Below are 19,703 nucleotides of genomic sequence, written 5' to 3' on the forward strand. Positions count from 1 at the left end.
CAGATTTACCACCAGCAGCACCGTGATGTCGGAAATATTCCAGCCACCATGCGACGCCGCCAGCAGCGAACCCAGCGCAACGATGAGCGCAAAAAGCCAACGCATCTCCATTGCGAGTAGTCCCGAAGGCGCTACGTTGATCCTCTCTTCACCGGGAAAGGCAGAACCAGGCAAGTGTGTTATACCTGCCACGTAGGTTAATGGAACTGCTTCCGGGCCCGGTGACTGGCTGCTACACCAGCGAAGCAGGCCAGGCGCTACTGTAGCGAGCCGGATAAATGGCGCAAAGGGCTTTTCGGCGTTTGCAGCGGCTTACATGTAAATTCTGAAAGCGGTACGCAAAACATACATGTGGGCTTGCGGGCCTGCCTTTCTGATGCCACTATTTGCCCTGTGTTATACCTGCCATACAAGCCATACAAACTGTGCAACGGTGCCTGCTACCACCCGCGCACAACAGAGAAACCGCCACCCGGCGGTTTTTTTGTGCCCGAAAACACACTTCTGAAACGCGTTCTGCGTAGCTTAACGATTCAGCAAAGATTTAATGTTGCTTTTTTGTAAACAGATTAACACCCCATCAAATTCCTGCTATTCTCCCCGTCGCGGATCCGGGCATTTACCCTACAAACTGCTGTCTCACAGGAGCGTGAAGAGAGAAGCCTGGCTCCCACTATGACAATGAGAGCGAGGAGAACCGTCGTGCTAGAAGAATACCGTAAGCACGTAGCTGAGCGTGCCGCCGAGGGGATTGTAGCCAAACCCTTAGATGCAACCCAAATGGCCGCACTCGTCGAGCTGCTGAAGAACCCGCCCGCGGGTGAAGAAGAGTTTCTGTTAGACCTGCTGACCAACCGCGTCCCCCCGGGCGTTGACGAAGCCGCCTATGTAAAAGCAGGTTTCCTTGCCGCTGTCGCCAAAGGCGAAGCCACCTCCCCGCTGGTCACCCCTGAAAAAGCCGTTGAACTCTTAGGCACCATGCAGGGCGGTTACAACATTCATCCGCTGATTGAAGCGCTGGATAACGACACGCTGGCGCCGATTGCCGCCAAAGCGCTGTCCCATACGCTGCTGATGTTCGATAACTTCTACGATGTGGAAGAGAAAGCGAAAGCGGGCAACGCTTACGCGAAGCAGATCATGCAGTCCTGGGCTGACGCCGAATGGTTCCTGTCTCGCCCGGCGCTGGCAGATAAAATCACCGTCACCGTGTTTAAGGTGACCGGCGAAACCAACACCGACGATCTCTCACCTGCGCCGGACGCCTGGTCGCGCCCGGATATCCCGCTGCACGCCCTGGCGATGCTGAAAAACGCCCGTGAAGGCATTGAGCCGGATCAGCCGGGCAGCGTCGGCCCGATTAAACAGATTGAAGCGCTCCAGCAGAAAGGCTTCCCGCTGGCCTACGTCGGCGATGTCGTGGGCACCGGCTCATCGCGTAAATCCGCCACCAACTCCGTGCTGTGGTTTATGGGCGACGACATCCCGTACGTGCCGAACAAACGCGGCGGCGGCGTGGTGCTCGGCGGCAAAATCGCGCCGATTTTCTTCAACACCATGGAAGATGCGGGCGCGCTGCCGATCGAAGTGGATGTGTCAAACCTGAACATGGGCGATGTGATTGACATCTACCCTTACAGCGGCGAAGTGCGCAACCACGAAACCGGCGAGCTGCTGGCGAATTTTGAACTGAAAACCGACGTGCTGATTGACGAAGTACGCGCGGGCGGTCGTATTCCGCTGATCATCGGCCGTGGCCTGACTACCAAAGCGCGTGAAGCGCTGGGCCTGCCGCACAGCGACGTGTTCCGTCACGCGAAAGATGTGGCGGAAAGCAACCGTGGCTACTCGCTGGCGCAGAAAATGGTCGGTCGCGCCTGCGGCGTCGCCGGTGTCCGTCCGGGCGCCTATTGCGAGCCGAAAATGACCTCCGTGGGTTCTCAGGACACCACCGGCCCGATGACCCGTGATGAACTGAAAGACCTGGCGTGCCTCGGCTTCTCCGCCGATCTCGTGATGCAGTCCTTCTGCCACACGGCGGCGTATCCGAAGCCGGTTGACGTTACCACGCACCACACCCTGCCGGACTTCATCATGAACCGCGGCGGCGTGTCGCTGCGTCCTGGCGATGGCGTGATCCACTCCTGGCTGAACCGTATGCTGCTGCCGGATACCGTCGGCACCGGCGGCGATTCCCACACCCGTTTCCCGATCGGGATTTCGTTCCCGGCGGGCTCGGGCCTGGTGGCGTTCGCTGCCGCGACCGGCGTGATGCCACTCGATATGCCGGAATCGGTGCTGGTGCGCTTTAAGGGCCAGTTGCAGCCGGGCATTACGCTTCGCGATCTGGTGCATGCGATCCCGTATTACGCTATTCAGCAGGGCCTGCTGACCGTTGAGAAGAAAGGGAAGAAAAACATCTTCTCGGGCCGCATCCTGGAAATCGAAGGCTTACCGGATCTGAAAGTGGAGCAGGCGTTTGAGCTGACCGACGCCTCTGCCGAGCGTTCTGCGGCGGGCTGTACCATCAAGCTCAACAAAGAGCCGATCATCGAGTATCTCAACTCCAACATCGTGCTGCTGAAGTGGATGATTGCGGAAGGCTACGGCGATCGCCGTACGCTGGAGCGTCGTATTCAGGGCATGGAGAAGTGGCTTGCCGATCCGCAACTGCTGGAAGCGGATGCTGACGCGGAATACGCGGCGGTGATCGAAATCGATCTCAACGAGATCAAAGAGCCGATTCTCTGCGCGCCGAACGATCCGGACGACGCGCGTCTGCTCTCTGACGTGACCGGCGATAAGATTGACGAAGTGTTTATCGGTTCGTGCATGACCAACATCGGTCACTTCCGTGCGGCCGGTAAGCTGCTGGATACCCATAAAGGCCAGCTGCCGACCCGTCTGTGGATGGCGCCGCCGACCCGCATGGACGCCGCGCAGCTCACCGAAGAGGGCTACTACAGCGTCTTTGGTAAGAGCGGCGCGCGTATCGAGATTCCGGGCTGCTCGCTGTGCATGGGTAACCAGGCGCGCGTAGCGGACGGCGCGACGGTGGTGTCCACCTCGACCCGTAACTTCCCGAACCGTCTCGGTACTGGCGCGAACGTCTATCTGGCATCTGCCGAACTCGCCGCGGTCGCGGCGCTGATTGGCCGCCTGCCGACGCCGGACGAGTACCAGCAGTTCATGTCCCAGGTGGATAAAACCGCCGTGGACACCTACCGTTACCTGAACTTCGACCAGCTTGATCAGTACACTGAGAAAGCGGACGGCGTGATTTTCCAGACGGCGGTATAACGCACCTCTGCCCGGCGTTCTTCGCGTCGGGACAGACAGTAAAAAGGGAAGCCAGTGGCTTCCCTTTTTTATTGCGGTTAACGGCTCACGACTCCGCTTTGCCGTCGTAGCGCGGCAAACTCACGACCGGGTAGGTAAACTCGCCCTCCACCTGGCAGCGTTCCGGTTTCTGCTTGCCGGCGTCAAACAGCACATAGCGCTCTTTCTCCGGGAAATAGATCAGATCGTCGCCGTTACGAAACGAAATCATTTCATAAGGCACGCCATTATCGGTTTTGCTCTTTTCAATGCCGGAGGCTATCTGGAAGTGATCTTTCCACTTCATGGTGGAGAGGTGATATTTGAAAAACGAGACCAGCACATTGCCCCGATTAACGCATTCAAGGCGAACCGCTTCACCGGCATACGCGTGGGAGAGCGGCAGCGCGACGAGCAATAGCGCGCGGCGCAGAAGAGTAAAGTTCACAGGCAACCTCAATACAACAGCACTTAAGATAAACCAAGAGTAACACAGCTCATGCAACGGCTTGTCTACGAGGGGGTTTTCTGTTTCGTCGGCGGCTGCGCTTTTCTTTCCGTTTCATGCTGCGATAATAACAAGAGATAAACAAAGCAGCGGCCAGGCGACGCCCGGCCAGAGGAAAACACCATGGATTATGAATTCTTGCGCGACATCACCGGCGTGGTGAAAGTCCGCCTCTCAATGGGCCACGAAGCGCTCGGGCACTGGTTCAACGAAGAGGTGAAAGGCAATCTGGCGCTGCTGGATGAAGTTGAAGCGGCGGCGCGCGACGTCAAGGGCAGCGAGCGCCAGTGGCAGAAAACCGGCCATGAATACACGCTGTGGCTGGATGGCGAAGAAGTGATGGTGCGCGCCAATCAGCTGGAATTTTCCGGCGACGAAATGGAAGAAGGGATGAGCTACTACGACGAAGAGAGCTTGTCGCTCTGCGGCGTTGAGGATTTCCTTCAGGTGGTGCAGGCGTACCGCGATTTTCTGGCGCAATACGGATAACGGCGGCGCTTCCGTGCGCCGCGCAGGATCATACGGACGGGATATTGCGTCCGTAATAGATTTCACGCATCTCTTTCCAGAGCTGGTCGGTAATGACCTTGCGCTCTTCTTCGGTTAACTCTTCCGGCCGGGTGTGGAACATATAGTGCTTAAGGTCGAACTCCTTAAGCAGCATTTTGGTATGGAAGATATTTTCCTGATAAACGTTCACATCCATCATGTCATACAGTGATTTGATGTCGTCAGACATAAAGTTCTGTATCGAGTTAATCTCATGATCGATAAAGTGTTTCATGCCGTTCACGTCGCGGGTAAAGCCGCGCACGCGGTAGTCAATGGTCACGATATCGGACTCAAGCTGATGGATTAAATAATTCAGCGCCTTCAGAGGCGAAATCACGCCGCAGGTCGATACTTCAATGTCGGCGCGGAAAGTGCACAGGCCGCCTTCCGGGTGGCTTTCCGGATAGGTGTGGACGCAGATATGGCTCTTGTCGAGGTGCGCGACCACGGTTTCCGGCAGCGGGCCGGGGTGCTCGGTTTTGTCGATAAGCTGCGGGTCGACCGGCTCTTCGCTCACCAGAATCGTGACGCTGGCGCCCTGGGGCTCATAGTCCTGGCGTGCGATATTCAGAATGTTGGCGCCGATAATCGAGCAGGTTTCCGTCAGGATTTCCGTAAGACGGTTGGCGTTATAGAGTTCATCGATATACGCGATATAGCCATCGCGCTCTTCCGCCGTTTTGGCGTAGCAAATATCGTAAATACAAAAACTCAGGCTTTTGGTCAGGTTGTTAAAGCCATGCAGTTTCAGCTTTTTCAATTTTTATCACCTCCTTAGGATGCCTGAGACGCCAGGGCATCTTGCAAATATTGCGGCAGAGCGAACGCTGCCGTATGAATGGCCGGATTGTAATAACGGCACTTCAGTCCCGCGGTGTGAAAGCGCGCCTGTAAGGTTTCCAGCGGCATTTTGCGCAGGGCGTCGTTATCGGTCGCCCAGGCGAACGTCATGATGCCGCCGTAGTAGGTGGGGATCGCCGCCTGGTAGAAGCTCACGTCGCTAAAGTAGTGGCTGAGCTTTTTATGGCTGTCGATGGCTTCATCCTGCTGGAGAAAGCAGACGCCGTTTTGCGCGACGAAAATCCCGCCCGGATTCAGGCAGCGCTTACACCCTTCATAAAACGCCGACGTGAACAGGCTCTCTCCCGGCCCGATAGGATCGGTACAGTCGGAGATGATCACATCAAACTTCTGGGTGGTCTGGTTGACGAAATTCACGCCGTCGTCAATCACCAGCGTAAAGCGCGGATCGTCGTAGCTACCGGCGTTGTGGTTAGGCAGATGTTCGCGGCAAAACGCCACCACGCCGGCGTCGATTTCCACCATCGTGATGGATTCCACGCTCTGGTGACGGGTCACTTCACGCAGCATCGCGCCGTCGCCGCCGCCGATGATCAGCACGCGTTTAGCGTGGCCGTGGGCCAGCAGCGGAACATGCGTCATCATCTCGTGATAGATAAACTCGTCGCGCTCGGTGGTTTGCACCACGCCGTCCAGCGCCATCACCCGGCCAAAGGCGGAGTTTTCGAAAATAATCAGATCCTGGTGATCGGTCTTTTCGCGATAGAGCACTTTGTCGACGGCAAAGTATTGACCAAACTGATCGTGCAGCGTTTCGTGCCACATAGGATTCTCGGTCACGGGCTGATACCTCCTTCGTTAACACCCCATAAAAACGGGCGCAACATCATAGCTAACTATGACCGTGGATGCACGGTCACCATTTCACCGAAGGAGCGGGGGAGGGGAATTACTTCACGTAGGCAAGCAGGCTTAACGAATCACGCGCCAGGGCTTTGCACTTTTTAGCGGTAGGAATAGCGATGCCGCTCAGATCGCGGTAACTGTCCTCGCCGAGCGCCTTCATATTGAAGCTGTCGTAATTGCTTAAATCCCACTGATTCTGCTGGGCGAAAAAGACCAGCGCGCGGCGGATCTGCCCGTTCGGCAGGTTCTGGTAGCCACAATCATTTTTCAGAAATACAAAAACAGCCGTCAGGTCGGCCATGTCTTCCGCTTCTGATTCACTGAGCGCAAAACTGTTAGTGGAAAAGGCCAACAGACAGCCCAGAAACATTAGCCTGACTACTTTTCTCATCACGTCTACCACTCGCCAACCAATACCCAACGATAGCACATTTCGTTCAGGCGCGACGAGGAGATTTATACGCGCAGACGGCGGTTCCAGCGGCTTTCTGAACGCGGTTTTATTCACAAATCCGCCGTCAGTATTCTTTATCTATGTCGCGCACACTTGACCTTCCCGCAAGGGGAGGGTTTAAGCTCAACGGGTGCACGTTGACGATAAGGACGGGAAGATGCAACGCCGAGAGTTTATCAAGTACACCGCCGCGCTGGGGGCGCTCAGCGCGCTGCCGACATGGAGCCGGGCCGCGTTTGCCGCAGAGCAGCCCGCGCTGCCCATCCCCGCGCTGCTGACGCCGGACGCCCGCAGCAGCATTCAGCTGACGGTTCAGGCGGGCAAAACCGCGTTTGCCGGTAAAAATGCCACGACCTGGGGCTATAACGGTTCGCTGCTGGGCCCGGCGCTTAAGCTGCGTCAGGGCACGCCGGTCAATATCAATATCCGCAATAACCTTGCCGAAGAGACGACGGTGCACTGGCACGGTCTGGAAGTGCCGGGCGCGGTGGATGGCGGGCCGCAGGGCATTATCGCGCCGGGTCAGACGCGCAGCGTAAGCTTCACGCCCGAACAGCGCGCCGCGACCTGCTGGTTCCACCCGCATCAGCACGGCAAAACCGGGCATCAGGTGGCGATGGGGCTGGCGGGGCTGGTGCTTATCGAAGATACCGAAAGCCTGCAACTGATGCTGCCCAAAATCTGGGGCGTCGACGATGTGCCGCTGATTATTCAGGACAAGAAATTCACCACCGACGGGCAGGTCGATTATCAGCTGGATGTGATGACCGCCGCCGTGGGCTGGTTTGGCGATACGCTGCTGTGCAACGGCGCGATGTATCCGCAGCATACGCCGCCGAAAGGCTGGCTGCGTCTGCGTCTGCTGAACGGCTGTAACGCGCGCTCGCTGAAAATCGCCGCGAGCGATAACCGCCCGCTGTATGTTATCGCAAGCGACGGCGGCCTGCTGGCGGAGCCGGTGAAAGTGACCGAACTGCCAATGCTGATGGGCGAGCGTTTTGAAGTGCTGGTGGATACCAGCGACGCGCGGCCTTTCGATATCGTGACGCTGCCGGTCACACAAATGGGCATGGCGGTCGCGCCGTTTGATAAACCGCAGCCGGTAGTGCGCATTCAGCCTGTCGTGGTGCCCGCCTCGGGAACATTGCCGGATAAGCTGGTGGAGGTTCCGGCGCTGCCTTCGCTCGACGGGCTCCAGGAGCGCTGGCTGCAATTAATGATGGACCCGATGCTGGATATGATGGGCATGGATGAACTGGCGAAGCGCTACGGTAAGCAGGCGCTCGCGGGGAATTCGCACGGGCAGATGATGGGCCAGATGGGACACGGGAATATGTCGCACGGCGGTATGAACCACGGCGGCCACGGGTTTAATTTCCATAACGCCAATAAGATTAACGGCAAAGCGTTTGATATGAACGCGCCCGCGTTTGCGGCGGCGCTCGGCAAGTATGAGCGCTGGACCATTTCCGGCGAGGGCGACATGATGTTGCATCCGTTCCATATTCACGGTACGCAGTTCCGTATTTTGACCGAGAACGGCAAGCCGCCTGCCGCGCATCGCGCCGGATGGAAAGACACCGTATGGGTGGAGGGCGCGCGTAGCGAAGTGCTGGTGCGGTTTGATTACGCGGCGTCCGCGGAGCATGCCTATATGGCGCATTGCCATTTGTTAGAGCACGAAGACACCGGGATGATGTTAGGGTTTACGGTGGCGTGATGGATGTTTGGGCGGAGCGTTAACGGCGGGTGCGCTGCGCTTACCCGCCCTACAAATAAAGACGTTGGTTTTTGCGTAGGGTGGGTAAGCGCAGCGCACCCACCGGTTCCCGAATAAATCCGCTCCACAAACCCCGCCCATAAAAAAAGCCCCTCAATGAGGGGCTTTTGCTTTCCGGTAGGTACGGTTTTACTTCGCATCATCCGGCAGGGCATAGGCAACGATATAGTCGCCCATTTTGGTGCCGAACGAGCCGTGGCCGCCTGCGGAGATCACGACATACTGCTTGCCGTTCACTTCATAGGTCATCGGCGTCGCCTGGCCGCCAGCCGGCAGGCGGGCTTCCCACAGCTTCTCGCCGTTGGTCACGTTGTACGCGCGCAGATAGTTATCCGCGGTCGCACCGATGAACAGCACGTTGCCGCCGGTGGTGATCGGGCCGCCAAGCATCGGCATACCCATGTTAAACGGCACCGCGAACGGCATCGGGAACGGCATGCTGTCGCGCGGCGTACCGATACGTTTTTTCCACACCACGTCGTTGGTCTTCAGATCCAGCGCGGAGATATAACCCCATGCCGGCTGCTTACACGGCAGACCAAACGGAGAGAGGAACGGGTTCAGGGTCACGCCGTACGGCACGCCGTACTGCGGCTGAATACCGGCTTCAGTACCGGTGCCCTTCGCGTCTTTCGGCTGCTCCATCGGGTTGCCCGGACCACGCGGGATAAGCTTCGATACGAACGGCAGCGCCATCGGGTTGGCAATCGCCACCTGACGATGCGGGTCAATGGCCAGGCCACCCCATTCGAACATCCCCAGGTTACCCGGGAACACCAGCGTGCCCTGCTCGGACGGCGGCGTGAAGATGCCTTCGTAACGCAGGCTATGGAACATCACGCGGCAGACCAGCTGGTCATACATCGTGGCGCCCCACATATCCGCGCCGCTCAGATCTTTCTTCGGACGGAAGGAAAGGTCAGAGAACGGCTGCGTCGGCGTCACGTAGTCGCCTTTCGCGGCGCCCTGCGGAACCGGTTTTTCCGGTGCCGGGACGACGAGCTTACCGTTGCGGCGATCCAGCACGAAAATGTTGCCGGTTTTCGCTGGCGCGTAAATCACCGGAACGGTTTCGCCTTTCACGGTAATGTCGGCGAGCGTCGGCTGCGCCGGCAGGTCCATATCCCACAGGTCGTGGTGAACGGTCTGATAAGACCACACCAGCTTACCGGTGGACGCGTTCAGCGCGACGATGGAGCTCGCAAAGCGCTCCTGCTCCGGCGTGCGGTTACCGCCCCAGATATCCGGCGTGGTTACGCCCATCGGCAGGTAAACCATGTCGAGCTTCGCATCATAAGACGCCGGCGCCCAGGAGTTCGGGGAGTTCAGCGAGAAATGATGCTCGTCAGCCGGGATCGCGTTCGGGTCTTTCGCGCCCGGATCGAAGGCCCACAGCAGTTTACCGGTGTTGATATCAAAACCACGGATGACGCCGGACGGCTCACGGGTGGAGAAGTTATCGGTCACCGCGCCGGCAATCACAATCACCTTATCGGTAACGATCGGCGGCGAAGTCGGCTCGTACATACCCGGCGTGGTCACCGGCATGTTGGTCTGCAGGTTCAGAATGCCTTTGTTCGCGAAGCTTTCACACAGCTTGCCGTTATCCGCATTCACCGCAAACAGACGCCCGTCGTTCACCGGCAGGATAATACGACGCGGGCAATCCGCGACGACATCCGGGCTGGCGTTCGCGGCTGTCGCTTCGTGATACGACACGCCGCGGCAGGTCACATGCTGGAATGACGGATTAGTATTCAGCTGCGGATCGAAGTGCCATTTCTCTTTACCGGTCGCGGCATCAACGGCGAAAAGACGCTGGTGCGCGGTGCAGAGGAACAGGGTGTCACCGACTTTAATCGGCGTTACTTCGTTGGTTATCTCACCCGGATCGGTCGGCAGCTTCAGGTCGCCGGTGCGGAACACCCAGGCTTCTTTCAGCTGATGAACGTTGTCGGTGTTGATCTGCTTGAGCGGAGAGTAACGCTGACCTTCCTGGTTACGCCCGTAAGCCGGCCAGTCGCCGTCAGGAATGCTCTGGCTGCCGTTCACGGCGGCAGGGGTGCTATCCGCGCTGAGGGTGCCGTTGATTTCCTGCGGATCGTTAAAGCCTGCCCAGAAGAGCAGCCCCGCGGTGATGATAAGCGAGACCAGCAGCGCCGGTACGCCTGCGCGGGACGGCGTGCTGAGGCGACGCCAGACGAATGGCAAAATCAGCCATACGCCGAAGAACACCAGGACGTCGCAGCGCGGCGTCAGCGCCCAGAAGTCGAAGCCGACTTCCCAGATGCCCCACGCCATCGTGCCTAATAAGATGATAGCGTAGAGCCACAGCGCCGCAGCGTTACGTCTCCACAGCAGCCAGGCTGTCGCCAGCATACCCACCCCGGCGATGGGGTAGTACCAGGAACCACCAATTGAAACCAGCCATATACCACCAACCAATAAATACAGCCCTGATAATGCTGCGAACAGGGCTGTGAGCATCACGAGAAGCCGTGATTGTGTCTTTTTTGTTTCTGCCATAACCACACTCTTAATTTTTAAGTAGCAAGTTATTATAGTTGTTAACATATGTGATCTTAATCACAAAAAGAGCTTTTCGCACTTTTCTGTCGGAAGGGCGTTTTGCTGGTATACTGCCCCGCTTATCTATCGTTACCGGCGGCAGCCGCAGCGGGTATCGGTGATTTATTTTTAAATCAAACGGTTAGCGATATGAAACATACTGTTGAAGTGATGATTTCCGAGGCGGAAATTAAGGCGCGCGTCGAGGAACTGGGGCGTCAGATTACTGAGCGTTATCAGGACAGCGGCAGCGAAATGGTGCTGGTAGGACTGCTGCGCGGCTCTTTTATGTTCATGGCGGACCTGTGCCGTCAGGTTCACGTAGCGCATGAAGTCGATTTTATGACCGCCTCCAGCTACGGCAGCGGCATGTCTTCCACGCGCGATGTCAAAATCCTCAAAGATCTGGATGAAGATATCCGCGGTAAAGATGTGCTGATCGTCGAAGATATTATCGATTCCGGCAACACGCTCTCTAAAGTGCGCGAAATCCTGAGCCTGCGCGAGCCGAAATCGCTCGCCATCTGTACGCTGCTCGATAAACCGTCGCGCCGTGAAGTGGATGTCGAAGTGGAGTATGTCGGCTTCTCGATCCCGGATAAATTCGTGGTGGGCTACGGCATCGATTATGCCCAGCGCTATCGCCACCTGCCGTATATCGGCAACGTAGTAATGCTGGAAGAGTAAATCCGGCGCGTAAAAAAGGGGCCGCGGGCCCCTTTTTTTATGTCACGCTCGCCCTTATTTATGGCTGGCGTGCGTATTCTGGATGTTGGATACGCCTTTGCGGTAACCCTGTTCCAGGGTGTCGCGGTCAGTCGCGGTCACATCCAGATCGCGCAGGAGACCGTCGTGAATGCCGTACGCCCAGCCGTGAAGCGTAACGTTCTGGCCGCGTTTCCAGGCGGACTGCATAATGGTGGAGTGGCCGAGGTTATAGACCTGCTCCATCACGTTCAGCTCGCACAGGGTGTCGAGACGTTTTTCCTGCGGCAGCTCGCTCAGCAGCGCGTTGTGTTTCAGCCAGATGTCGCGGATGTGCAGCAGCCAGTTGTTAATCAGGCCCAGCTCCGGGTTCTCCACCGCCGCCTGCACGCCGCCGCAGCCGTAGTGACCGCAGATGATGATGTGCTCCACTTCCAGCACGTCCACCGCGTACTGAACGACGGAAAGACAGTTAAGGTCGGTGTGGATAACCAGGTTCGCCACGTTGCGGTGAACGAAGATCTCGCCCGGCTCAAGGCCAGTGAGGCGTTCAGCCGGTACGCGGCTGTCGGAACAACCGATCCACAGGAAGCGCGGTTTCTGCGCCTTCGCCAGACGTTCAAAAAAGCCCGGGTCTTCTTTGACCAGCATTTTTGACCAGATTTCGTTATTACTAATAAGTGTGCTGATATCTTTCATAGAGGTTAACGACCTGTAACCAGACAATTGCGTTCGGGTAATATAGGGCAACTAAACTTTTTTTTAAACCACACAACTTCTGCAAGAAAATAAGGTGACTGTACTTTCATGACCATTGCACTGGAACTGGAGCAGCTTAAAAAGACGTATCCCGGCGGCGTGCAGGCGCTGCGCGGCATTGATTTACAAGTCGAAGCGGGAGATTTTTACGCGCTGCTGGGGCCGAACGGGGCCGGTAAATCGACCACCATCGGCATTATCAGCTCGCTGGTAAACAAAACGTCCGGTCGGGTGCGCGTGTTTGGGTACGATCTGGAACGGGATGTGGTTAACGCCAAACGCCAGCTTGGGCTGGTGCCGCAGGAGTTTAACTTCAACCCCTTCGAGACCGTGCAGCAGATCGTCGTGAACCAGGCGGGCTACTATGGCGTCGAACGCCGCGAAGCGGTTGAGCGTAGCGAAAAGTATTTAAATCAGCTCGATCTGTGGGAAAAACGCAACGAACGCGCGCGTATGCTTTCGGGCGGGATGAAGCGTCGTCTGATGATCGCCCGCGCGCTGATGCACGAGCCGAAACTGCTGATCCTCGATGAGCCGACGGCGGGCGTGGATATCGAACTTCGCCGCTCGATGTGGGGCTTTCTGAAAGATCTTAACGATAAAGGCACCACGATTATCCTCACCACCCACTATCTCGAAGAGGCCGAGATGCTGTGCCGCAATATCGGGATTATTCAGCGCGGCGAGCTGGTGGAGAACACCTCGATGAAATCGCTGCTCTCTAAACTTAAATCGGAGACGTTTATCCTCGATCTGGCGGCGAAAAGCCCGCTGCCGAAGCTCGAAGGCTATCAGTATCGTCTGGTGGATACGTCAACGCTTGAGGTGGAAGTGCTGCGCGAGCAGGGCATTAACAGCGTCTTTAATCAGCTGACCGCGCAGGGCGTTCAGGTGCTGAGTATGCGCAACAAAGCGAACCGTCTTGAAGAGCTGTTCGTCACGCTGGTGAATGAAAAACAAGGAGAGCGCGCATGATGCAGCTTTACTGGGTCGCCCTGAAAAGTATCTGGGCGAAAGAGGTGAACCGTTTTGCCCGCATCTGGATACAGACGCTGGTGCCGCCGGTCATCACCATGACCCTCTACTTTATTATTTTCGGCAATCTTATCGGCTCGCGCATCGGCGAAATGCATGGTTTCACCTACATGCAGTTTATCGTGCCGGGTCTTATCATGATGGCCGTGATCACTAACTCTTACGCCAACGTGGCCTCGTCGTTCTTCAGCGCCAAGTTCCAGCGCAATATCGAAGAGCTGTTGGTGGCACCGGTGCCGACGCATGTGATTATCGCCGGTTATGTGGGCGGCGGCGTGGCGCGCGGGCTGTGCGTCGGTATTCTGGTGACGGCGGTGTCGCTGTTCTTCGTGCCGTTCCAGGTGCACTCGTGGCTGTTTGTCGCCCTGACGCTGCTGATGACCGCCATTCTGTTCTCGCTCGCCGGGCTGCTGAACGCCGTGTTCGCGAAGACCTTTGACGATATCAGCCTGATCCCGACGTTCGTGCTGACGCCGCTGACCTATCTCGGCGGGGTATTCTATTCGCTGACGCTGCTGCCGCCGTTCTGGCAGGCGCTGTCGCATTTAAACCCCATCGTCTACATGATTAGCGGTTTCCGCTTCGGCTTCCTTGGGATCTCCGATGTGCCGCTGCTCTTTACCGTCGCGGTGCTGGCGTGCTTTATCATCGCGTTCTATCTGCTGTGCTGGTATCTGATCAGCCGCGGGCGCGGTCTGCGTTCGTGATCGGCTAAGCGCGTCGGCGTGGATAAAATCGCGCCGGCGCGTCACCCGTTACCCGAATCCCCGCCTATGGGCGCACGATAAATCGCAACCGGGCTTGGTATTCATGTCACTTTTGTTAAAATGCGCATAATTTCACCTCTGGCAGTCACTGTTGCACCATTCCTATGCTAAATCGTCTCTTTTTCTGTCTGCTTCTTCTGGTCACAGGCGTCGCGCAGGCCAGCCTTCTTGGCAGCGAGCAACCCTCCCCGCAATATATGCAAATCACCGAAGATGCCGCCATCTGGGCGAAGGTCGGCGATAGCGTTCAGACGGTCGGTATCATTCGCGAAGGGCAGTTACTCGCCGTGGTGCCGATTGCCGCTGACTACTATGAATTTCGCTTCGGCTTCGGCACCGGGTTTATCGACAAAGCCCACCTGACCGACGTGCAGGGCAAAAAACGTGTGACAGACAGCCTGGGCGATCTGAATAAGCCGCTCAGTAATCAAAATCTGCTGACCTGGCGGGATGTCACCATCTATAACGAACCGGATGTGAACAGCGAACCGTTCGGCACGCTGGCGGAGAATCTGCGCTACCCGATAGCCGGCAAGCTGAAAGACCGTCTCAACCAGACCTGGTATCAGATCCGCATTGGCGACCGGCTGGGGTATATCAGCAGTCTCGACGCGCAGGAGGATAACGGCATCCCGGTGCTGACGTACCACCACATTCTGCGCGATGAAGAGAACACCCGGTTTCGCCATACGTCCACCACCACGTCCGTGCGCGCGTTCAGCAACCAGATGACGTGGCTGCGCGATCAGGGTTATGCGACGATTAGCCTCTACGATCTCGACGGCTACGTGCATAACCGCGTGAACCTTCCCGCCCGCGCGGTGGCGATCACCTTCGACGATGGCCTGAAGTCGGTTTATCGCTACGCGTATCCGGTACTGAAAGAGTATGGCTTTAAGGCGACGGCGTTTATTATCTCGTCGCGCATTAAGCGCCAGCCGCAGCGCTGGGAGCCGAAATCGCTCCAGTTTATGAGCGTTTCCGAGCTGAAAGCGATTCAGGACGTGTTTGATATCCAGTCGCACACCCATTTTCTGCACCGCACCGACGGCGCGCGCCACCCGATTTTGTTAAGCCGCACGTATCACAATATTCTCTTCGATTTTCAGCGATCCCGCCGCGCGCTCTCGCAGTTCAACCCGCATGTGCTCTTTCTCTCTTATCCGTTCGGCGGGTATGACGATAAAGCGGTGAAGGCGGCGGGCGACGCCGGGTTTCATCTGGCGGTGACGACGGTGAAAGGAAAAGTGAAGCCGGGCGATAACCCGTATCTGTTGAAGCGGCTCTATATTCTGCGCACCGACTCGCTGGAGACGATGGCGAAAATCATCAGCAATCAGCCGCAGGGATAAAAAAAGCCCTCGCGAGGAGGGCTTTATTCTTGTGCGCGTAGCGCTTACGCCACCTGCACCGGCACCGCTTTGGCGAGACGTTTCATCTCGTTGTCGCCGTCGAAATAGGCGACTTTCGGCTGCCAGCTGCGCGCCTGCTCATCCGGCATGGTCACGTAGCTTGCGATAATCAGGATATCGCCGACATCCGCGCAGTGGGCCGCCGCGCCGTTCACCGAAATGATCTTCGAGCCGCGTTCGCCGGCGATGGCGTACGTCGAAAAACGTTTGCCATTGGTCACGTTGTAGATATCAATGGCTTCATATTCCAGAATGCCCGCGGCCTCGAGGAAATCCTGATCGATGGCGCAGGAGCCTTCATAATGCAGGTCCGCCTGAGTAACTTTGACGCGGTGCAGTTTGCCCTGCAACATGGTGCGAATCATAACTTGAACCCTGTTTACCTGAATGTCGTCAGAGCCGGGCGGTGACCCGGCTCCAGGAATTTATCCCGGGCAGTATTGCCCTTTTTACCCATGCTGTCTACTGGGTTAATTCCACGGTCTGATTGTCGATGAGCCGCGCCTGACCGAGCCACGCCGCCATCAAAATTACCGCGCGCTGGCTGGCCGGTGAGAGCGCCTGCAGCGTGTCGGCATCGCGGATTTGCAGGTCGTCCGGGCGGAAGCCTTTCTCGCTGAGTTCGTCGCTTGCCGCGGCGATAATCGCCTCCGGATCGCGCTCGCCCGCGCGCAGTTTCTCCGCCATCGCGTTCATCACTTTGCTCAAGCCCGGCGCGATTTTACGCTGGTCGCTGGTGAGATAGCCGTTGCGGGAGCTCAGCGCCAGCCCGTCTTTGGCGCGCACCGTCGGCACGCCGACAATCTCGATGTCATAACCCATGTCGGCCGTCATTTTGCGAATAAGCGCAAGCTGCTGGTAATCCTTTTCGCCAAAGCAGGCGACATCCGGCTGCACCAGGTTAAAGAGCTTGCTCACCACGGTCGAGACGCCGCGGAAATGGCCCGGCCGGCTTGCGCCTTCCAGCATCGTGGAGAGGCCCGGCACGTCAACATACGTCTGGTCGCTCATGCCCTGCGGATAGACCTCTTCCGGGGTTGGCGCGAACACGAAATCGGCGCCGCGTTTTTTCAGCTTCTCGCAATCTTCCTGAAGCGTGCGCGGGTAGCGCGCCAGATCGTCGGCGCGGTCAAACTGCATCGGGTTGACGAAAATACTTACCACCACCGCGTCGGCGCTGGCTTTCGCCTCGTCCACCAGCTTCATATGGCCGTCGTGAAGATTGCCCATCGTCGGCACCAGAGCGATACGTTTGCCTTCCATGCGCAGGCGACGGATCTGCTGACGCAGCAGCGGCACGGTTTCAATAATCAGCACAATGAGACTCCTTTAGTGAAAGCTGTGTTCTTCGCCCGGATACGCGCCGGACTCCACTTCAGCAATATACTGGCGCACCGCGGCGCGCATATCGCCCGCTTCAGCCAGGAAGTTTTTGGCGAATTTCGGGATGTGGCCGCCGGTAATGCCGAAGGCGTCATGCATCACGAGGATCTGCCCGTCGGTGACGTTACCGGCGCCGATGCCGATAACCGGAATGGAAAGCGCGTCGGTGATGCGCTGCGCCAGCGCGACCGGCACGCACTCCAGCACCAGAAGCTGCGCGCCCGCGGCTTCTAAGGCCAGCGCGTCGTTAAGCAGCGTCTGCGCGGCGGCTTCATCGCGGCCCTGCACTTTATAGCCGCCGAAAATATTCACGGATTGCGGGGTCAGCCCCAGATGCCCGCACACCGGCACGGCGCGCTCGGTCAGCATGCGTACCGTATCGGCAAGCCACTGGCCGCCTTCGATTTTGACCATATTGGCGCCCGCGCGCATGACGGCGGCGCTGTTTTCAAAGGCTTGTTCAGGCGTGGCGTAAGCCATAAAGGGTAAATCGGCGAGCAACAGACAGTGCGGCGCGCCGCGGCGAACGGCGCGGGTGTGGTAGGCGATATCGTCAACGGTGACCGGCAGAGTGGAGTCGTGGCCCTGGACGGTCATGCCCAGCGAATCCCCCACCAGCATGACGCCAATTCCTTCTTCTTCAAAGAGTTTCGCAAAGCTGAAATCGTAGGCGGTGATGGTGGCGAATTTTTTGCCGGTTTCCTTCAGGCGTCGCAATTGAGAAATGGTTGTCGGTTTCATGGGTGTCCCGCAAACAGAAAAAAAGCAGTGTAAACGATGCGTTTACGGGAGGATACCGCGAGGAAATACGAAGAGGAACTTTTTGATTTACCAGTGGCGAATTGCTGAACAATCAAGGCGTTCGAGCACATCGGCCAGACGCTCGCCATCCGGGAAGCGCAGCGCGGGCGCAATCTCTGAGAGCGGCAGCAGCATGAAAGCCCGGTTTTTCATGTCGTAGTGGGGAACGGTCAGGCGCCCGGTGTTTATCGTCGCGTCGCCAAACAGCATGATGTCGAGATCGAGCGTACGCGGACCCCAGCGCTCCGCTTTACGCACACGCCCCTGCTCAAGTTCAATGCGCTGCGTGTTATCGAGAAGCGCTTCGGCGCTAAGCGTCGTCTCCAGCGCCACGGCGGCATTCAGGTAATCTGGCTGATCCTGCGGGCCGAGCGGCGGGGTGCGATAGAAAGAGGAGGTCGCCACAATGCGGCTGTGCGGAATACGCGCCAGCGCGGCCAGCGCGTTATTGACCTGAGTAAGCGGCTCGGCAAGATTGCTGCCGAGCGCGATAAAGGCCAGCGTCACGCGTTACCCTCGCGGCGCGGGGAGGTGCGACGGCGTGGACGACGCGTGCGGCGGCGCGCGGCCGGCTCGTCGCCCAGATCGTTAAGCATATCTTTTTGCATCGGCGGCGCGGCGGACTGGAATTCGCCCCACCAGTTCGTCAGGCGTTGCAGTTCGCTGTTGTTTTCCGCTTCGGCGCGCAGCGCCAGCAGATCGTAGGCGGCGCGGAATTTCGGGTGCTCCATCAGCTTCCAGGCGCGTTTGCCCTGACGGCGCGACAGGCGCAGCTGCAGCATCCAGATATCGCGGATAAGCGTCGTGATGCGTTTCGGGATCGCGAGCGAGCGGCAGGCTTCATCCAGCACGTCGTTCATGGCGAGCGCGAAGGCGTCATAGTAGGCAAGGCCGCTCTCCTGGGCGATTTTCTGCGCCATTTCGAGCTGCGGATACCAGAACATCGCGGCGAACAGGAACGCCGGGTTCACGCGCATATCATTATGAATGCGGTGATCGGTGTTCTTCAGCACCTGCGCGATGATGCGCTCCATCGGGCTGTCGCCTTTCTCGGTGAAATAGCGGCTGATACCGGGGAACAGCGGCTGGAACAGATTGTATTCGCACAGCAGGCGATAAGTCGCATAGCCGTAACCGGTCTGCAACAGCTTCAGCGACTCTTCAAACAGACGCGCCGGCGGCACATCGTTCAGCAGCGTGGCGAGGCGCGGGATGGGCTCCCCGGTTTCCGAGCTGATGCGCATATCAAGCCGTGCCGCGAAGCGCACGGCGCGCAGCATACGCACCGGATCTTCGCGGTAGCGGGTTTCCGGATCGCCGATAAGACGGATAATGCCTTCGTTGAGATCGTTCAGGCCGCCCACGTAATCGCGTACCGTGAAATCGGCCACGCTGTAATAGAGGCTGTTGATGGTGAAATCGCGGCGCTGGGCGTCTTCTTCGATAGAGCCGAAAATGTTGTCGCGCAGCAGCATGCCGTTCTGGCCGCGCTGGGAGGTGGCGCGATCGCTCACGCTCTCTTCGTGGTGGCCGCGAAAGGTGGCGACTTCAATGATTTCCGGCCCGAACATGACGTGGGCCAGGCGGAAACGGCGGCCGACCAGACGGCAGTTGCGGAACAGCTTGCGCACCTGATCCGGCGTGGCGTTGGTGGTGACGTCGAAATCTTTCGGTTTTTTGCCAAGCAGCAGATCGCGCACACCGCCGCCCACAAGCCAGGATTCATAGCCCGCTTTATTCAGGCGGTACATCACTTTAAGCGCGTTCTCGCTGATATCTTTGCGGGAGATAGCGTGCTGTTCACGCGGGATAATGGTTATGGCGGGCTGTGCGACGCCTTCGTCAACCACGCTCTCCTCGCGGTTTAACACCTTACGGCAAAAATTAGCGACTCGGGTAAAAATGGTGCACCTCGGTAGTGTCAGACTCTGGACAAAAAACAGCGGCTAATATA

General features: G+C 57.8%; 18 protein-coding genes. 7 read left to right on the forward strand and 11 right to left on the reverse strand.

The window, feature by feature from the left end:
- Nucleotides 1-702: 702 nt before the first annotated feature.
- On the forward strand, nt 703-3,300 hold the full coding sequence (acnB, locus tag AFK65_RS03735) for a bifunctional aconitate hydratase 2/2-methylisocitrate dehydratase (protein ID WP_115185091.1): 2,598 nt from the start codon (nt 703-705) through the stop codon (nt 3,298-3,300).
- An 85-nt stretch (nt 3,301-3,385) separates the two neighbouring features.
- Here the strand turns inward: acnB and AFK65_RS03740 are convergent, their stop codons facing one another.
- Nucleotides 3,386-3,766 (reverse strand): hypothetical protein, encoded by a 381-nt coding sequence (locus AFK65_RS03740; protein ID WP_007707678.1) that lies wholly within the window; start codon nt 3,764-3,766, stop codon nt 3,386-3,388.
- A 183-nt stretch (nt 3,767-3,949) separates the two neighbouring features.
- Here AFK65_RS03740 and yacL point away from each other — a divergent pair, with 183 nt between their 5' ends.
- On the forward strand, nt 3,950-4,315 hold the full coding sequence (yacL, locus tag AFK65_RS03745; protein ID WP_007707680.1) for a protein YacL: 366 nt from the start codon (nt 3,950-3,952) through the stop codon (nt 4,313-4,315).
- A 28-nt stretch (nt 4,316-4,343) separates the two neighbouring features.
- On the opposite strand, the gene speD is transcribed toward yacL, so the two are convergent.
- From speD to AFK65_RS03760, 3 genes are all read right to left on the reverse strand, one after another.
- A complete protein-coding gene (gene speD, locus AFK65_RS03750; protein WP_004387874.1) occupies nt 4,344-5,138 on the reverse strand; it encodes an adenosylmethionine decarboxylase in 795 nt (264 codons plus the stop codon).
- A gap of 14 nt (nt 5,139-5,152) precedes the next feature.
- Nucleotides 5,153-6,004 (reverse strand): polyamine aminopropyltransferase, encoded by an 852-nt coding sequence (gene speE, locus AFK65_RS03755; RefSeq protein WP_032804285.1) that lies wholly within the window; start codon nt 6,002-6,004, stop codon nt 5,153-5,155.
- 124 nt (nt 6,005-6,128) lie between these two features.
- A complete protein-coding gene (locus AFK65_RS03760) occupies nt 6,129-6,476 on the reverse strand; it encodes a YacC family pilotin-like protein (RefSeq protein ID WP_015386992.1) in 348 nt (115 codons plus the stop codon).
- 220 nt (nt 6,477-6,696) lie between these two features.
- On the opposite strand from AFK65_RS03760, the gene cueO reads away from it, so the two are divergent.
- Nucleotides 6,697-8,259 carry a multicopper oxidase CueO gene (gene cueO, locus AFK65_RS03765; RefSeq protein ID WP_007707687.1) on the forward strand — a complete coding sequence of 521 codons (1,563 nt, stop codon included), beginning with the start codon at nt 6,697-6,699 and terminating at the stop codon, nt 8,257-8,259.
- A gap of 189 nt (nt 8,260-8,448) precedes the next feature.
- On the opposite strand, the gene AFK65_RS03770 is transcribed toward cueO, so the two are convergent.
- The gene (locus tag AFK65_RS03770) at nt 8,449-10,845 is read right to left on the reverse strand and encodes a glucose/quinate/shikimate family membrane-bound PQQ-dependent dehydrogenase (RefSeq protein WP_032804286.1); all 2,397 of its coding nucleotides are present in this window, start codon (nt 10,843-10,845) and stop codon (nt 8,449-8,451) included.
- A 192-nt stretch (nt 10,846-11,037) separates the two neighbouring features.
- Here AFK65_RS03770 and hpt point away from each other — a divergent pair, with 192 nt between their 5' ends.
- Entirely contained in the window at nt 11,038-11,574 is a 537-nt protein-coding gene (gene hpt, locus AFK65_RS03775) for a hypoxanthine phosphoribosyltransferase (protein ID WP_004387657.1), read from the forward strand.
- A 54-nt stretch (nt 11,575-11,628) separates the two neighbouring features.
- On the opposite strand, the gene can is transcribed toward hpt, so the two are convergent.
- On the reverse strand, nt 11,629-12,291 hold the full coding sequence (can, locus tag AFK65_RS03780) for a carbonate dehydratase (RefSeq protein ID WP_007707737.1): 663 nt from the start codon (nt 12,289-12,291) through the stop codon (nt 11,629-11,631).
- 108 nt (nt 12,292-12,399) lie between these two features.
- On the opposite strand from can, the gene AFK65_RS03785 reads away from it, so the two are divergent.
- From AFK65_RS03785 to AFK65_RS03795, 3 genes are all read left to right on the forward strand, one after another.
- Nucleotides 12,400-13,326 carry an ABC transporter ATP-binding protein gene (locus AFK65_RS03785; protein ID WP_007707740.1) on the forward strand — a complete coding sequence of 309 codons (927 nt, stop codon included), beginning with the start codon at nt 12,400-12,402 and terminating at the stop codon, nt 13,324-13,326.
- Entirely contained in the window at nt 13,323-14,093 is a 771-nt protein-coding gene (locus tag AFK65_RS03790; protein ID WP_007768867.1) for an ABC transporter permease, read from the forward strand. Before AFK65_RS03785 ends, AFK65_RS03790 begins: the two co-directional genes overlap by 4 nt.
- Nucleotides 14,094-14,257: 164 nt before the next feature.
- Entirely contained in the window at nt 14,258-15,505 is a 1,248-nt protein-coding gene (locus AFK65_RS03795; RefSeq protein WP_038858027.1) for a polysaccharide deacetylase family protein, read from the forward strand.
- Nucleotides 15,506-15,549: 44 nt separating this feature from the next.
- On the opposite strand, the gene panD is transcribed toward AFK65_RS03795, so the two are convergent.
- From panD to pcnB, 5 genes are all read right to left on the reverse strand, one after another.
- Nucleotides 15,550-15,930, reverse strand: coding sequence for an aspartate 1-decarboxylase (gene panD, locus AFK65_RS03800; RefSeq protein WP_004387652.1), 381 nt, complete (start codon nt 15,928-15,930; stop codon nt 15,550-15,552).
- A 97-nt stretch (nt 15,931-16,027) separates the two neighbouring features.
- Nucleotides 16,028-16,882, reverse strand: a complete 855-nt coding sequence (gene panC / locus AFK65_RS03805) for a pantoate--beta-alanine ligase (RefSeq protein WP_007707807.1) — start codon at nt 16,880-16,882, stop codon at nt 16,028-16,030.
- Between the two features lie 12 nt (nt 16,883-16,894).
- Nucleotides 16,895-17,689, reverse strand: a complete 795-nt coding sequence (panB, locus tag AFK65_RS03810) for a 3-methyl-2-oxobutanoate hydroxymethyltransferase (protein WP_012815332.1) — start codon at nt 17,687-17,689, stop codon at nt 16,895-16,897.
- Between the two features lie 87 nt (nt 17,690-17,776).
- Nucleotides 17,777-18,256, reverse strand: a complete 480-nt coding sequence (gene folK, locus AFK65_RS03815; RefSeq protein WP_007707862.1) for a 2-amino-4-hydroxy-6-hydroxymethyldihydropteridine diphosphokinase — start codon at nt 18,254-18,256, stop codon at nt 17,777-17,779.
- Complete coding sequence (pcnB, locus tag AFK65_RS03820) at nt 18,253-19,653, reverse strand: polynucleotide adenylyltransferase PcnB (protein ID WP_218564428.1); 1,401 nt, start codon at nt 19,651-19,653, stop codon at nt 18,253-18,255. The genes folK and pcnB overlap by 4 nt, the downstream gene beginning before the upstream one ends.
- Nucleotides 19,654-19,703: the final 50 nt, after the last annotated feature.

Origin of the sequence: Cronobacter universalis NCTC 9529, assembly GCF_001277175.1 — a bacterium.
Lineage (GTDB): Bacteria > Pseudomonadota > Gammaproteobacteria > Enterobacterales > Enterobacteriaceae > Cronobacter > Cronobacter universalis.